Origin of the sequence: Marinobacter sp. EN3 (genome assembly GCF_000475315.1) — a bacterium.
Lineage (GTDB): Bacteria > Pseudomonadota > Gammaproteobacteria > Pseudomonadales > Oleiphilaceae > Marinobacter > Marinobacter nauticus.
The window spans coordinates 46,864-62,033 of sequence record NZ_AXCC01000063.1 but is presented as its reverse complement, the minus strand read 5'-3'; the positions used below and the strand labels follow the sequence as shown (position 1 = coordinate 62,033).

The 15,170-nt window shown below is 52.2% G+C and carries 11 protein-coding genes; 4 read left to right on the top strand and 7 right to left on the bottom strand.

Annotated elements, in window-relative coordinates; genetic code table 11:
• Nucleotides 1-45: 45 nt before the first annotated feature.
• The 5 genes from Q675_RS34170 to Q675_RS34150 form a co-directional block, all read right to left on the bottom strand.
• Nucleotides 46-459 carry a hypothetical protein gene (locus Q675_RS34170; RefSeq protein ID WP_023011893.1) on the bottom strand — a complete coding sequence of 138 codons (414 nt, stop codon included), beginning with the start codon at nt 457-459 and terminating at the stop codon, nt 46-48.
• Nucleotides 452-1,300 (bottom strand): hypothetical protein, encoded by an 849-nt coding sequence (locus Q675_RS34165; protein ID WP_023011892.1) that lies wholly within the window; start codon nt 1,298-1,300, stop codon nt 452-454. Before Q675_RS34165 ends, Q675_RS34170 begins: the two co-directional genes overlap by 8 nt.
• Before the next feature lie 131 nt (nt 1,301-1,431).
• Entirely contained in the window at nt 1,432-3,789 is a 2,358-nt protein-coding gene (locus tag Q675_RS34160) for an AAA family ATPase (RefSeq protein ID WP_023011891.1), read from the bottom strand.
• A complete protein-coding gene (locus tag Q675_RS34155; RefSeq protein WP_023011890.1) occupies nt 3,773-4,480 on the bottom strand; it encodes an ABC-three component system middle component 1 in 708 nt (235 codons plus the stop codon). The genes Q675_RS34160 and Q675_RS34155 overlap by 17 nt, the downstream gene beginning before the upstream one ends.
• On the bottom strand, nt 4,464-5,768 hold the full coding sequence (locus Q675_RS34150) for an ABC-three component system protein (protein WP_023011889.1): 1,305 nt from the start codon (nt 5,766-5,768) through the stop codon (nt 4,464-4,466). The genes Q675_RS34155 and Q675_RS34150 overlap by 17 nt, the downstream gene beginning before the upstream one ends.
• Before the next feature lie 528 nt (nt 5,769-6,296).
• Between Q675_RS34150 and Q675_RS34145 the strand changes: the two genes are divergently transcribed.
• Complete coding sequence (locus Q675_RS34145) at nt 6,297-7,046, top strand: substrate-binding periplasmic protein (protein WP_023011888.1); 750 nt, start codon at nt 6,297-6,299, stop codon at nt 7,044-7,046.
• Nucleotides 7,047-7,112: 66 nt separating this feature from the next.
• Here Q675_RS34145 and thpD read toward each other — a convergent pair whose 3' ends face one another.
• Together thpD and Q675_RS34135 are read right to left on the bottom strand one after the other, a co-directional pair.
• The gene (thpD, locus tag Q675_RS34140) at nt 7,113-8,048 is read right to left on the bottom strand and encodes an ectoine hydroxylase (protein ID WP_011787293.1); all 936 of its coding nucleotides are present in this window, start codon (nt 8,046-8,048) and stop codon (nt 7,113-7,115) included.
• Between the two features lie 195 nt (nt 8,049-8,243).
• Complete coding sequence (locus Q675_RS34135) at nt 8,244-10,064, bottom strand: acyl-CoA dehydrogenase C-terminal domain-containing protein (RefSeq protein ID WP_031211706.1); 1,821 nt, start codon at nt 10,062-10,064, stop codon at nt 8,244-8,246.
• Between the two features lie 301 nt (nt 10,065-10,365).
• Here Q675_RS34135 and Q675_RS34130 point away from each other — a divergent pair, with 301 nt between their 5' ends.
• From Q675_RS34130 to Q675_RS34120, 3 genes are read left to right on the top strand one after another with little or no spacing between them, the layout of a single operon-like run.
• The gene (locus Q675_RS34130) at nt 10,366-10,887 is read left to right on the top strand and encodes a DUF3833 domain-containing protein (RefSeq protein WP_394132810.1); all 522 of its coding nucleotides are present in this window, start codon (nt 10,366-10,368) and stop codon (nt 10,885-10,887) included.
• 23 nt (nt 10,888-10,910) lie between these two features.
• Nucleotides 10,911-12,005 carry an efflux RND transporter periplasmic adaptor subunit gene (locus Q675_RS34125; protein WP_023011885.1) on the top strand — a complete coding sequence of 365 codons (1,095 nt, stop codon included), beginning with the start codon at nt 10,911-10,913 and terminating at the stop codon, nt 12,003-12,005.
• A gap of 3 nt (nt 12,006-12,008) precedes the next feature.
• Entirely contained in the window at nt 12,009-15,155 is a 3,147-nt protein-coding gene (locus Q675_RS34120) for an efflux RND transporter permease subunit (protein ID WP_022992620.1), read from the top strand.
• The last annotated feature ends 15 nt before the right edge of the window (nt 15,156-15,170 follow it).

Sequence of the window (15,170 nt, the reverse complement as noted above, 5' to 3'; positions counted from 1 at the left end):
GAAGCTATCAGAACCTGAGAAAATGCAAGTTTTGACCGGCGTGCGTCAGGCCGCTCTGGATCGCCCGGCCAGCCATGGCAGTTTCACTTTGTCGTAGACATCGTTCGTCATCGCCTTCAAATCTCCCGCGTCCAGGCGTGGAACCAGCCACGCACTGCCTTGGTATCGAACTCTGGGGTAGCTGGATGGCTGGAATACACCGTGAGGGAGGTCGTCCTCATCGCCTAGCCAATGCCTGAGCCGCAGATCAATACACCAGCCCTGTTCGAGCTCAATCCAGCAATGGGGAGTAGTGACCATTCGGCTCAGTCGGTCCTCTGCATAACCGATACGGCATTGATGGAAGATGCCTTGCTCGCTCAGAGCATTGCTGATCACAAAGGTCATGCAGTCGCTATCGATTTTGGCGTCTTCAAGCGGCCACAGCGTGAACTCAAGTTCATCATGCCAGTCACTCATGATCTGGCTCCTTGAACATCAGTCGCTGTCCCTGCTCGTACAGCACAGGGTACGGCAGCAGTTCGCCATCATGGATGACGGTGCCGGGAGGAAAATACATCACCATCCAGGATGGTAAGGCACCACTGACCCTGCGGTAGAAATCGTCCACAGGGAAGCTGAGTTGCTCGCCTGACTGCCGGAAAACAAGGCGGGAATAATTCTCTGGATGATTGGCCGCGATGTTATAGCTTTCAGGCTCAGTACCTTCCACATAGGGCGGTGACTTCCAGCGATTTGGAGCTTGGATGTTGTAGGCAACCACACATTGACCCACACCACATCCATGCTCAGCGCTTTCAATCGACCAAAGCACCAGTGGATGGCCGTCAATTTCGGGCGTCTCCACGTTACTAAGTTTGGTAGCACTCAACGCCATATCATTGGCAGCTAGCCGGATGGCCTGGTCCACCAGATCCACATACTGCTCATAGGCCTGAGCCTCCGAAGTGGCCATAGACGCTGGCATCCATCCCATCAGGCTTGGTCTCGCCGACGGATTGTCTGGAGTCATCATGATGTCAGTAGCGTTGAACAAAAACGTCTGGCTACCCGAGAGATGTCGAAGCGGTGCATCGAATGAAGTCGCCAGGCTGGCGAGATCCAGTAATGGCACCAACATGCCTTTACTGTAGGAGCGAGAGCCATCCCCAGAATCACGCAAGTCCATATCGTAGATGCCACCGGCTCTCGCCAGGTTTAAAGCCCGAGACTCTTCCTGATTGTAAGCTCGTGGGGTGGCCGCGCAGCCAGCCAGGGCAGCGGCCAATATTGCCGTAGTTAAGGGTGCTAATCTTTTCATTATCTCCTCCTGCTTTTATTAAATATTCTCATGAGATTGAGAATATGCAAGAGGAAATTTGAAAATAATCTTTATAAATCAATAGTTTGTACTTTCAGAACAAACCAGTCTGGATTTGGATAGTATTATGTTTATTTGCTTGCTTCGTTGGCTGCACGAGACTCATCCATAAAATTAATTCGCCCGACCGGTATTCCAAACTTCTTGTATTTATAACGAAAATAAGCTGACATACGGTCTTCATGTGTTGCAATAAAAATTTGCCGGTTTGAAAAATCAGCGCGTAGAAGTTCAATAAGGCCTACGACGTTTATTTCGTCCAATGTTTGTACGGGATCATCCACCATAAGCAGACCATGCTTCGCGTAACGCCGATTTAAAGCTAAAGTAAAGGATAAAATTAAGGCCGAAAGCTGGCCGGAACTCATTGAGAAAACGACGTCATAATCATTACCTGGAGTTTCATGAAAAGCTATTGAAGTTCCATCATTCTCAATGAAAATACCCAAACCCTGCTGGTAACTTTGCATCAAGCGACCAGAATATATGTGAAAGAGTATTTCAATTTCTTTTACGATAGATTCCAGATAACCTTTTTTCTGGCTTTCATAGATTTCTTTGAGCTTCTTCAGTCGCTTTCTGACATCTACAGCATTATTAAGCGCATTTTCAGCATTTCTAAACTTAAGCTCACAGTCCTTAGCATGCCTTGAAGATGCTATTGATCGCTGCTGCTGTATATAGGCGATTTTATTTTCTATATCTTTCGTGCTTATCTGTTTAACTGCAGAAATTTCACGATTAAAAACATCTCGAAAAATGCGATCAAAGTCGGGAAATATACGACTTTCGTTCACCGGTTTGAGTTTTGAAGTTACCCGCTCTTTAAGCTTAGATAGCGGCAAATCAAGCTTCAAATCATAATTCTCAATAAGTAAATCTTCAAATTGAATACCGGCATCTATTAGATTACTGGCATACCTCTGTATTCTCGAGACCTGCTCAGAATTCAGCGAGACTAACATGCGTTTGTAGTCAACTTTATCGCGCTGTTTATCTATGAATTCAACAAGAGCTTCCTTGATAGCCTTTTGATACTTTTCATTAAAATCCGTCAGCTTTTGAGTTAACTGACTACTTTGACGACTAGCCAGCAATCTGAGCGTTTCCTCTTGTCGTTCAATACCTATGAGTAATGCTTCTGACGACTCCCAGTCGTATCCACATGTTGGACAATTGTTTGTAGGACCATTGTATAACTGAAACTGTATGAAGCTCTCCAATAGCCGTTCACGCATTGAAAAAAGGCTAGAGAGACTTTCTTCTAGTTTGTCGGAAGAGTTAATCTCCTGCTTCAGATGCTCAACATGGTCTTTAAATTCATCTAACTTAATATCACTTGGTATGAGCGGGATCAGAACTTCGGGAATGAAAAGCTTATCCTGAGCAATTGACCTTAAAGTATCGTTAAATAATTCGATTAAGTTTTCTGCAGACTCTAACTGGCGCAGCTCTAATTCCCACTGTTTTCGATACGATAACCGGTGGAAGAATCTGAGCATGCTTTTCTGAAGCTCTAGTTCTGGTAACAGCTTTTCAGATAGAGTGCGATTGGATAGTTTGCTTTCATAATGGTTAAAGTTTTCAACGAAACGCTTAAGTCGAAATACATCACCGTCATCCGATAGCCATTGTTCAAATTGCTCAGGGGCATAGTCTAAAGTCTCAGAGTCCCAAGGTTGGATAGTGACGTTTACTAGCCGTTGGTAATCCAAAAATTCATTACCTTCCAATACTTTTTGTTTTGCATCTTCCCATTTAGACTTTAAGTTTCGGACATCCTCTTTTTTAACTGCTGTGCATAGCTTTCCAATCTTGCTATAGGAGTTATTTATAGTGTTGAGTCTTTCTTGAATCTCCCCAATTTCAAAAAGATAAGCGATCTGTTGCTGACGGTCTTTTTCTTTTTGTTTTAGCAACCGATTATTTTCTTCTTGCTCTACGTAGTGAAAAAGTCCGAAGTCGCGCTTATATGATTCCCCAAGTAAATTAGAAAAAAACTTCTCCTCATCCTTAATGTGATTACCTCGGTCTCCTTGGAGTGTATCAAGCTCGTAAAGCGGGATATTCAAACCCCTCAGCCCTTTCTGCTTATCTAGTTCATCTTTGCAAGCGGCACGTTCTAAAACTTTAATTTCGTCGTTGATTGATAGTTCTACGCGGATTGATAACCATGATTCTGACTTAGCGCGGTTGTATAGCCAAGGACAGCCTGACTTTTGTTTACGTCCATCGACAGTTAGATCTTCTAACTCAATATAGCGTCTAATAGTTCCGGTAAAAAGAAGTTCTAAAGCATCAAAAAAGGACGACTTCCCAAAGCCGTTCGGACCATCAAGTACCGTTAAATACTCACTTTCTACCTTAAGTTCTAACCGTTCAAAAATTTTAAAATTCTCGATCACCAGATGTTTAACCCTTAGAGTCATCGCTAACCTCCTCTAACCGATTAACTACCAGTTCTAGCAGCTCATCTGGCTCTAGTTCTTCCAGCGGGCCTTTCTCTTTGGCTAACGTCATTATAGTGGATTCTATTGCTTTTAAATCGCTAGCGTCCGATGACCTGCCAATTTGATCTTGAATGCTGTGTTCAAGACTATCCAGGTTAGCGGTAGTAGTGTCTTGTATCCTTAGCGCAGATAACTTAATCGCGATCCTATAGAGCAGGTTTTGCCAACCTCCTTCATGAAATTGTCTTTTATAACTAGTAAAAGTTTGGGTATCCATTATGAAACTTGAAAAAACTGATTCCAGACCAATTTTTTCAACCTGCAATTTCAGCTCATTCAGCTCTGCCACGGTGTACGGCAAAACGTGCTTTTTAAAAAAATAACTATCTTCTTCAATCTGTTGAACAAGCATGCTGGTTTGATGATCAAGAGCCTCGACTTTCCAGGTAAGCAAAAGGTTGGTATTTTTTTCTAAGGCAGGATCTTTTACTGCTTTTTTGCAGCTAGCTAGCCAATGTGCCTGAAGCTCTGGTGTTAGCTCTGGCACGTCATGAATAATCAACCAGTAACTAGTTTGCTGCTTCACGTCGCATCCATATAATTCCAGCTCAGGAACGGTTTGTCGTTCCATCGCCTGCCATTCTAATAAGCTCTCAATCAATCTCTGCATCTTTCAAATTCTCAGGTATGTTATTCAAAGAAACTAGCGACATTTTTTGAAAACTAATGATGCTGTGTCCTTGGGTAGAATTATCTTCGTCAGCGATAGCGTCAACACCAAATCTAACGTGTGTGATGTTAGGTCTATCGATTGAAGTAGTGACCAATGCACCTTCCTCAAATAAACACTCTACGTCCTCAGACAGTGATTGCTGCAGAATGTCGTAACAAATAGTGTCTCCTGATTCTGCGCCGGTGTGTATACCTGTCGGGTAAAAGAAAGCTTCATTATCTTGCCAAAAAAACGGAATGCGCTCGCTAAGAAAATTATCCGCACTAATTAATTGGTAAAAAATTGCAAACAGGCCTTGTCTTATTGAGTCTCGGTCAACAGTTTCGTCTTTGAACTCACGGAGTGTCCTAAATTTCCCTTTTCGATGTGGCATAACGGCACGTAGGAAATCTTTCATTTGTTCTTTATTTAATTCGGTAATTACAGCTAAATACTGATCTAATTTATCCTGATTTTTTTGTGATATTCCTTCCTGTATGTCACAGAAATCTTTGTAGTATGTACCAATATCTATTTGCAAACGGCTAAGAAAATAATCTTCATTTTCAATCGATTCAAATTCTTCGGATTCCAACACTTCACATAGTTCAGAAAATGGAACAAACTCCTCTGACGCAAGTTGTGCCTGATGTATTTTGGAAGCATGGATCTTACTGTGTACAGCAATCACTTTTGCATTGACCATTGCTTCAAGAGCCTCTCGAATTCTACCGCAACAGTTTATCTTCCAATTCTCTATGCCATCGATTTTTCTAATCAAAACGACAATTTGTTTTTCAATAATGGAATCGATTTCATCAAGTGGACAATAGGCTTTGGTTTCACCATTTTCCTGTTCTGGTTGAAGAGGATATCTATACAATTTGACCGGCTGATAATCTTGTTCGAAAGATTCTGGGAGATCAGCGATATTACGAGCGACGTGAAAGTAAGCAGTGTCAATATTGTGCTCTAAGGCTTTTTCTTTTTGCTTCTCTATACCTGGTCTGTATTTTGAAAATAACGTATCTTTATAAGCCTTTACTTGGTGTAATGAAATACACTGATCACCGTGGAAAATTGCGAAATCATCTTCACTTTCAAGTTGTAGCTTTAACTCCCGATTGTCCTCGTAGTTACGAGAAATCAATTCAAGAAAATAATAAACAGCTAGCTTCCCTTGATAGACAAAGCCACTCCATGTTGAGATTGCTGTATGTGGGTAATCTTGAGGATCTTTGTCCATATAGTCCCCTATTAAGCATAGCAAAATGATTTTAATGAAATAGTTGTCGTTTGGTCGAGCAACTAAATTAACGCATTATTCTATACTGCATACTGCTGCAAAATTAGATATGGTTCAATGTGATAAATTCGTTATCTTGTTCTTGCGCAGTGAGAATGGCTATCGCAAGAATACAAGATGGTATCGCAGAGTGTTACCAGTTTCCCACTTATCCCAGTTTGGAAAGCTGAACTCAGGGACCAGCTCTAAAAAATTTGCTGAAATTTACACTTTTTTCGCAAAATTTTGCACTCCACAGGTGCTCCGAAAAATTTATAACTGATTGTTTTTAAAGGATGTGATACATTCTGTATTGGGAAATAATTCAGGAAGAAGCCCTCAGCCCGCTCTGGCTCTCGGGTGTTCCCTTACGAAAACAAACAGTTTATCTGTAAAACAACGTTAAAAGCTCGGGTAAACTCCACCACTGTCTCATCGTGCCGCTGCCTGTGCAGCGGACCAAGTCATTCGTGGTAAAGGAGATAACCCGTGCGCAAGTTGGCCTCTTTGTTAGCTGCCACGCTGGTGTTTGCCGGCGTTTCTGTGCCCGCCCTGGGCTCAGACAAACTCTACATATACACTGAGAACTTTCCCCCGTACAACATGAGTTCCACCGGCCGTGCGTTTGAGCACAACGGCGATGGAATTGATGGTCTGTGTACCGAGATGGTAAAAGCGGTGCTGCAGGCGTCCGGGCTGGACCATGTGATCAAGCTTCGGAACTGGGATTACGGTTACAACCGGGCCCTGAACAAGAAGAACCACGGCATTTTCTGCACCACCTATACCGAAAGCCGGGCGCCCCAGTTCAAGTGGGTGGGGCCACTGGCCAACAACCTGTGGACCATCTTTGCCCCGGCCGGCACCAACCTGCAGATCGACGATCTGGAAGATACCCGGGGTTTGCTGTATGCCGGCTATCGCGGTGACGTCATGACCGAATACCTGCTGGAGCGCGGCTACAAGGTCTCGGAGATGGAAAGCGACGATCTGAACCCGAAGCGCCTGGAACTGGGGCAGGTTGACCTCTGGATTGCAGACCAGTTGGCCGGGCCTTATTTTGCGTCCCAGCAGGATGTGGAAGGCTTGGTTCCGGTGTATTCGTTCAACAAGACCGAACTGTACCTGGCCATGAACATGGAAACGCCGGACGAGGTGATCCAGAAACTGAATCAGGGCCTGGAAACCATCAAGAACAACGGCATCTATGAGGCTATTGAGACCAAGTACGGTCTCTGATCAAAGCGTCGCTCTGTTGCAGGAGGGGAAGCCGATCGCTTCCCCTTTTCGTTATTGGGCCATCGCTTAACCAGTGCGGCGCAGATCCGGTGAACGAACCGGGCGCAGGGCCTCGGTATGGCTGCGATTGCCCAGAAAGTCGGGCCGCGGTTTGTTGCCGCAGAATGGCTGTTCCAGACGGTTTTCCACACTGTTGTAGACGAAGAACAGATTGCTGCGGGGCCAGGGTGACATATTGGCATTGGAGGCATGCAACGTGTTGCACTCGAATATGATCAGAGAGCCCGCTGGCCCGGTAGGCGCCTGGATGCCGTACTGATCGGCCATCTTCTGCAGGTCCTGCTCGTTGGGGACCCCCAGCTCCTGCTTTTTCAGTGAGGACTGGTAGTTGTCCTCGGGCGTGCGGCCGACACAGGGCACAAACGTTTTGTGGGAGCCGGGAATCAGCATCAATGGGCCGTTGAATGGTGTGTTGTCGGTGAGGGCGATGGAAAAGCTGACGGCCCGCATGCGCGGCATACCGTCCTCGGCGTGCCAGGTCTCGAAATCCGAATGCCAGTCAAAGCCCTTGCCGTGGAAACCGGGTTTGAAATTGATGCGTGACTGGTGGATGTAGGCATCACTGCCCAGTAGCTGGTGCACCATATCCAGCAGGCGGGACTCCCGGGTCAGTCGGTCGAAGCGATCAGACAGTTCGTGGATCCCGAAAATAGAGCGGATTTCCTGCTTGCCCGGCTCAGTAATAGTGCCTTCGGAACGCAGGATGCTGTCGTCATTCTCATAGGCTCGCAGGTCGTCCCGGAAACGTTTGACCGTTTCCTGATCCAGAAAGTTGTTAAATACCAGAAAGCCGTCCCGTTCATACCGGGCCAGTTCAGTTTCGCTCAGCGGCCCATTGTGGCGGTCGGTTCCCTGGCTGTGGATAACCGGGTCCTTGCGCTCGAAACTCTCTGCCGGGCGCTCGAGGCGGGTGGGATAAAAGTCGTCAGTACGATTGTCCATTTTCGAACCTCCTTCTTTTATACGCGAGAATGGTGATGTCTCTAAAAGTCGTTAAACCTCAGTGCATTGTGAGAAAAGTGGTAAGGCAGGGGGAAAGTTGAGGTCGTATCAACGGGATTTCAACCCCGGTTTCCGGATGGTCATGAACAGGCAAAAATGTCCCGGGCAGCGCCCGGGACGGGAAAATACCGGAGGTTAACCGGTAAAGGCCATCTCTTCCGGCGCCACCTGCATGAGGTTGCGGGTCGGGCTCAGCATGCTGGTGGCGTGGGCCTGGGCCCGGGGCAGCAAGCGCTCATAATAGAACTCGGCGGTCGCCAGCTTGGTGCGGTAAAAGGCGTCAGATTCATCGCCGCCGTTTTCCAGTTTATCGCTGGCCACCGCCGCCTGGCGTAGCCACATATACGCCATGGTCACGTAGCCGCTGTACATCAGGAAGTCGTTGGCGGCGGCGCTGACCACGTCGCGATCCTTGCGTGCTGCCAGCATCACGCGCACGGTCAGCAGGTTCCACTGGGCGGTCAGTTTCAGCAGCTCCACCGCCATCGGCCGCAGTTGTTTGTTGGTCAGGTGCTTGCGGGCAAAATTGGCCACCTTGAGGGTGAATTCCCGCACTGCTCCGCCCTGGGTCATCAGCAAGACCTTGCGCCCGAGCAGGTCCAGCGCCTGGATGCCGGTTGTACCTTCGTACAGGGTGGCAATACGGGTATCCCGGACAATCTGCTCCATACCGTGTTCGCGGATGTAGCCATGACCGCCGAACACCTGCATGCCCAGGTTGGTGGCCTCACAGCCTAGTTCGGTCAGGAATCCCTTAAGGATTGGCGTCAGGAAGCCGAGTTTGTCGTCATATTTCTCAACCTTGGCGGTATCGCCTGCGGTATGCGCTTCCACCATATGGTCCGCGATCTTGGCGGCGTAATAGAGCATGGAGCGGCCGCCTTCCGCGATGGCTTTCTGGGTCAGCAGCATACGCCGGACATCGGCATGGTGAATCAGGCTGTCTGCAACCTCATCCGGCTCTTTCTTGCCGGACAGCGCCCGCATGGAACGGCGCTCCCTGGCGTAATCCAGAGCCCACTGATAGGACAGCTCGGCGGGGCCAACCCCCTGAATTGCCGTACCGATGCGGGCTGTGTTCATAAAGGTGAACATGCACTCCAGGCCCTGATTCTCCGGGCCGATCAGATAGCCGGCGGCGCCATCGAAATTCATCACACAGGTGGCCGAAGCCTTGATGCCCATTTTCTTCTCCAGCGCGCCGCAACTGACGGCGTTGCGCTCACCGACACCGCCCTGGGCATCGGGCAGGAACTTGGGCACGATAAACAGGCTGATGCCTTTGGTGCCTTTCGGGGCATCCGGCAGACGGGCCAGCACGATGTGAACGATGTTTTCGGTCAGATCGTGCTCGCCTGAGGAAATGAAGATCTTGGTGCCTGTGAGTTTGTAGCTGCCGTCGGCCTGGGGTTCGGCCCGGGTTTTGACCTGGCCCAGGTCGGTACCGCACTGGGGCTCGGTCAGGCACATGGTGCCGCCCCAGCGGCCTTCGGTCAGCGGCGCCAGATAAGTCTGTTGCTGCTGCTCATCGCCGTGCAGATAGATGGTGTTCATGGCCCCCAGGGACAGGCCCGGGTACATGGAAAAGGACCAGTTGGCGGTGCCCATCATTTCCTGCTTCAACAGGCCCATGGAGGCCGGCAGGCCCTGGCCCCCGAATTCCTCCGGTGCCGACAGGCCCTGCCAGCCGCCCATCACATATTGCTCGTAGGCTTCTTTATAGCCCTTGGGGGTGATCACTTCACCGTTTTCCAGGTGGCACCCTTCTTCGTCGCCGGACTGATACAGCGGGCTCAGCACCTCTTCGCAGAAACGGCCGCATTCGCTCAGAATGGCGTCGACAATGTCGGGCGTGGCGTTCTCACCGGAGGCCAGTGTCTGGTAGTGCCGCGGGTAATCGAATACGTCATTGAGCAGGAATTTCATGTCCCTCAGGGGCGCTTTATACACAGGCATAGCCAGTCCTCACATGCATTGATCATCCGGAATTGGTTGGGCCAGAAAGGCCACTGTGTGTGCAGTTGTACGGTATTCCCGGCGGGCTGCCATTGACGGAAAGCGCTGGTGCTGATGTCAGAATGGACAATTGGCTGAAATGACGGTTGGGCCCGGGGACTGATCGGGCACGGTCATGGGACCGTAATGCTGTAAACGTTCTGTTGCTATCCGGTAGTCGCCAAGGAGTGTAAAAGTCATGCAAACGCAGCCTTTCCCCGGTCTTTTCCATGGTCTTCGCAGCGGTGGTCTTATACTGTTAATGACCCTGATACTGGCAGGGTGTGCCGGGCCGAATCTGGAGGATTATCAGGGCCAGGCACCGGAGCTGGTGCCCTCGGAGTTTTTCCGGGGCGAACTTTCGGCCCGGGGTGTGGTCAAGGACTACGCCGGCCAGGTTATCCGTACCTTCGACGCAGACATTGTGGCCAGTTGGGATGAAGACGGTGTCGGTACGCTGGATGAAGTGTTCCGTTTCAACGACGGCGAGGTCCAGACCCGGATCTGGACGCTGACACCGGACAACGGCAGCTATCACGCCAGCGCCGGCGACGTGGTGGAAGCCGGCACCATGCGCTGGCAGGGCAACGCCATACACATGAATTATGTCCTGCGGGTGTCATACGGCGATGGCACGATCGATGTCCGGATGGACGACTGGATGTACCTGGTCACTCCCGACACCCTGATCAACCAGACCACCATGAGCAAGTGGGGTGTTGATGTCGGTGAAGTGGTGTTGGTGATTCAGAAACGTGAAAGCGGGGCTGTCCCGCAGAACTGAACTCGGAAAGGTTTGCGATACCCATGTGGAAGCAATGGCTGATTGCGGTGGTACTGGTTGCAGCGGGTACCGGAAGTGCGGTGTTCTTTCTGGCGATGGATTCATCGTCCACAGAACAGGCCGGTGAGGAGCCGAGGGCCAGCAAAGTCAGTGCAGTGGCGCCCAGATTGCAGCAGGTCAGAGATGAGATTCGTTCGGTGGCCAACCTCAAGGCACTGAATGCCGTGGAATTGACCACCGAAGTCACCGGTCGGGTGGTGCAGATCAACCTCGAACCCGGACAGAAAGTATCTCAGGGCGATGTCCTGTTACGTCTGGACGATCGTCAGGCCCGTGCCGATCTCCAGGTGATTGAAGCCCAGCTGACCGATGCCAGGCGGCAACTGGAGCGGGCCCAGCGTTTGCGCTCCAACAATAGCGTGTCCCAGTCCCAGGTGGATGAACTGGTCACCGCCGTTAGTGTGGCTGAAGCCCAGCGACAGGCTGCCCGGGTGCGGCTGGAAAACCATCGCATTGAAGCGCCGTTCTCCGGTGTGGTGGGCCTGAGCGACATCAGCGTGGGGGCATATCTGCAAGCGGGCACCACCATTACCACGCTGGACACCACCGATCGAATGGAAATGGGTTTTGCGGTTCCGGAACGTTTTGTCGGCCAGGTTCGGGTAGGCCAATCGGTGATTGCCTCCTCGCCGGCGTTCCCAGACGAGGTCTTCCGGGGAGAGCTGGTGGAACTGGCCACCCGCATCAGCGAATTGAGCCGAACCCTGTCGGTGCGAGCCATTATCGATAATGCGGACGGTCGTCTGCGGCCGGGCCAGTTCATGTCGGCGTCACTGACCCTGCAGGAACGGGAAGGGCTGGTGATTCCGGAGCAGGCAGTGATGATTCGTGGCGACGACAAGTATGTGTTTGTTGCCGAAGACGGCGTGGCACGCCGGGTATCGGTGGCGACCGGTTCGCGCATGCCCGGTCTGGTGGAAATTACCTCCGGCCTGACCCTGGACGACGCCGTAGTGGTAACCGGGCAGGATCGCCTGAGTACCGGCGACCGCATTGAAGTACAGAGTAACGACCAGGCGATTCCGGAAAACCGGTTTGCCCGGACCGTGGAGTCCTGATCCATGGTGCTGTCCGATGTATCCATCAAACGCCCGGTGTTTGCCACCGTTCTGAGCCTGCTGATTGTCGTATTCGGCGTGGCTGCCTTGCTGGGCTTGCCGGTTCGGGAATATCCGGATATTGATCCGCCGGTGGTTTCGGTGTCCACCGATTACACCGGCGCTGCGGCAGAAGTGGTCGACACCCAGATTACCCAGGTGATTGAAGGGGCCATCAGTGGCATTGAAGGCATTCGCTCCATCGAATCCTCAACCGAACAGGGTGAATCCCGAACCTCCATAGAATTTGATACCTCCCGGGATGTAGACATTGCCGCCAACGACGTACGCGATGCGGTGTCCCGGGTTCTGAACCAGTTGCCGGATGAGGCCGATCCCCCGGTGGTTCAAAAAGCCGATTCCGATGCCCGGCCGATGATGTGGATAACTCTGATCAGTGACGTCTGGGACAGTGCCGAACTCAGTGACTTCGCCGATCGGGTTCTGGCCGACCGGTTATCGGTTCTGGACGGTGTTGCCGATGTCCGGATTGGCGGTGAACGCCGTTACGCCATCCGGGTCTGGCTCGACCGCACCCGCCTGGCGGCCCGCAACATAACCGTTGCTGAGGTGGAGCAGGCACTGCGGCAGAACAACGTGGAGTTACCGGCCGGTTCAGTGGACTCCTCCACCCGCAACTTTACCGTGCGCGCGGAAGGGCGGTTGTCCAATGTCGAGGATTTCCGCAATCTGGTGATCCGCCGGGATGGCAACGACCTGTTGCGCCTGGGCGAGGTTGCCAATGTTCAGGTCGGGGTGGAATCGGATGTTGGTCGTTTGCGGGCCAATGGCGAAACCGCTATCGGGATGGGGGTAATCCGCCAGTCCAAGGCCAACACGGTAGCGGTGTCGGATGCGGTGAAGGCGGAGCTGGTGAAGATTCGCGAGACCTTGCCGCCGGAAGTGCGTATTGCCGAGAGCTATGACGAATCGGTGTTTATCCGGGCTTCGATCAAAGAGGTTCTGACCACGCTGGCGATTGCGGTATCGCTGGTGATACTGGTTATCTTCCTGTTCCTGCGCTCCTGGCGCGCAACCCTGATTCCGGCGGTCACCATTCCGGTGGCGGTGATCGGTGCGTTTATCGGCCTGGGTTTCCTGGGCTTTTCCATCAACGTACTTACCCTGTTGGCCATCATTCTGGCCATCGGCCTGGTGGTGGACGATGCCATTGTCATGCTGGAGAACATCCAGCGTCGCATTGATGAAGGCGAACCACCGTTGCTGGCGGCCTACCGGGGCGCCAAGCAGGTGGCTTTCGCGGTGATCGCCACCACGCTGACTCTGGTGGCGGTGTTTGTGCCCATCTCGTTCATGGGCGGCAACGTGGGCCGGTTGTTTGCGGAATTTGGCTTCACCCTGGCTGCCGCCGTGGTGGTCTCCAGCCTGGTCGCTCTGACCCTGGCGCCGATGCTCTGTTCCAAGTGGCTCCGGCACAGTCCCGAAAGTGCCGAGGGGCATCGGCTCTGGGCCTTCAGTGAGCGCATCCTGAACGGCCTCACCCACGGCTATCAGAGAATGCTGCGGTTTTCCCTGAACCAGCCCGGGCTGTTGCTCGGGCTCGGTATCGTCGGGCTGATTGTGGCGGTGGTGATTTTTCCCCGTTTGCCCCAGGAACTGGCCCCGACCGAAGACCGCGGCGTAATCATCATGCCCGTCAGCGCGCCCCGGGGCTCAACCGTCGAATTTACCGATCACTTTGTCAAACAGGCCGAAGAGCGACTGTTGCCCTACCTGGATGACGGTATCGCCGAGCGTTTCCTGTCCATCGTCGGATTCCGGGATGAAGAAGACAATGCCTTCATGATCATGGGGTTGGTGCCCTGGGAACAGCGGGAGATCAAGCAGCAGCAGGTCACCACCGAGATTCGCGACAAGCTGTCTGACATTTCCGGGGTGCGGATCAGTGTCATTAACCCGCCGGGGCTGGGCCAGCGCGGCTTCAATCAGCCAGTGGAGTTTGTCATTGCCGGCCCGGACTATGAGTCGGTGCAGGCCTGGAGTGAGGAGATCGTTGAACGGGCAAAGGAAAACCCGAATCTGCTGAATGTCGACACCGATTTTGAGCTGACCCGGCCGGAACTGAAGGTCAACATTGACCGCGACCGGGCAGCGGATCTGGATATCACCATTGAAGACGTAGGCCTCACCCTGCAGACCATGCTGGCTTCCCGGCAGGTAACCACCTATCTGGATCGGGGCCGGGAATACGACGTCATTATCCAGGCGGACGATGCCGACCGGGCCACGCCCGGTGATATGGAGCAGATCTTCCTGCGGCCTCGGGCAGGTGGGGAACTGATTCCGCTCAAGGCTCTGGTATCTGTGGAAGAGATCGGGGCCAATCCGGATCTGCGCCGGATTGACCGGCTGCCGGCGGTGGTGGTGAGTGCGTCCCTGGCCGAGGGCTATGACCTGGGTTCAGCGCTGACCTACCTGAATAACCTGGCTGTGGATAACCTGCCGCCGGAGGCCCGGCTCAGTTACAAGGGCCTGTCCCAGGAATTCCAGGATTCCTCGGCGGCCATCTACCTGACCTTCGGGCTGGCGTTTATTATCGTGTTCCTGGTGCTGGCGGCCCAGTTCGAGAGCTGGATCCACCCGCTGATTATCATGCTGTCGGTGCCGCTGGCGGTGACCGGTGCGCTGATCGCGCTGGCCTGGTCGGGCATCAGTCTGAACATCTACAGCCAGATTGGCATCATCATGCTGCTGGGACTGATGGCCAAGAACGGAATTTTGATCGTGGAATTTGCCAACCAGCTTCGGGACAAGGGCTACGAGGTGAAAGAAGCCATTCTGGAAGGCGCTAGCCTGCGCTTCCGGCCGGTACTGATGACCACCATATCTACGGTGTTCGGGGCGGTTCCGCTGGTGATTGCCACTGGTGCCGGGGCCGAGAGCCGGGCGGCTATCGGCATGGTGATCCTGGGTGGCCTGATTTTCGCCACCACCCTGACTCTGTTCATTATCCCGGTCTTGTACAACCTTCTGGCCCGCTTTGCGAAATCCTCGAACGCGGTGGAGCAGGAGCTGGAACGCCTGGCAGCGGGCCCATCCGGCGGTAGCAGTTCGGCGGCGGTGCCACAGCGCAAGGCGGACGATTTCTGAACCCGACCGGGTGAA

What these genes read in the sequence shown, in the direction of transcription:
- Q675_RS34130 (WP_394132810.1), top strand. Translation starts at nt 10,366, where the DNA reads ATGACCCTGATACTGGCAGGGTGTGCCGGGCCGAATCTGGAGGATTAT.
- Q675_RS34120 (WP_022992620.1), top strand. Translation starts at nt 12,009, where the DNA reads ATGGTGCTGTCCGATGTATCCATCAAACGCCCGGTGTTTGCCACCGTT.
- thpD (WP_011787293.1), bottom strand. Translation starts at nt 8,048, where the DNA reads ATGGACAATCGTACTGACGACTTTTATCCCACCCGCCTCGAGCGCCCG.
- Q675_RS34160 (WP_023011891.1), bottom strand. Translation starts at nt 3,789, where the DNA reads ATGACTCTAAGGGTTAAACATCTGGTGATCGAGAATTTTAAAATTTTT.
- Q675_RS34170 (WP_023011893.1), bottom strand. Translation starts at nt 459, where the DNA reads ATGAGTGACTGGCATGATGAACTTGAGTTCACGCTGTGGCCGCTTGAA.
- Q675_RS34125 (WP_023011885.1), top strand. Translation starts at nt 10,911, where the DNA reads ATGTGGAAGCAATGGCTGATTGCGGTGGTACTGGTTGCAGCGGGTACC.
- Q675_RS34150 (WP_023011889.1), bottom strand. Translation starts at nt 5,768, where the DNA reads ATGGACAAAGATCCTCAAGATTACCCACATACAGCAATCTCAACATGG.
- Q675_RS34165 (WP_023011892.1), bottom strand. Translation starts at nt 1,300, where the DNA reads ATGAAAAGATTAGCACCCTTAACTACGGCAATATTGGCCGCTGCCCTG.
- Q675_RS34135 (WP_031211706.1), bottom strand. Translation starts at nt 10,064, where the DNA reads ATGCCTGTGTATAAAGCGCCCCTGAGGGACATGAAATTCCTGCTCAAT.
- Q675_RS34155 (WP_023011890.1), bottom strand. Translation starts at nt 4,480, where the DNA reads ATGCAGAGATTGATTGAGAGCTTATTAGAATGGCAGGCGATGGAACGA.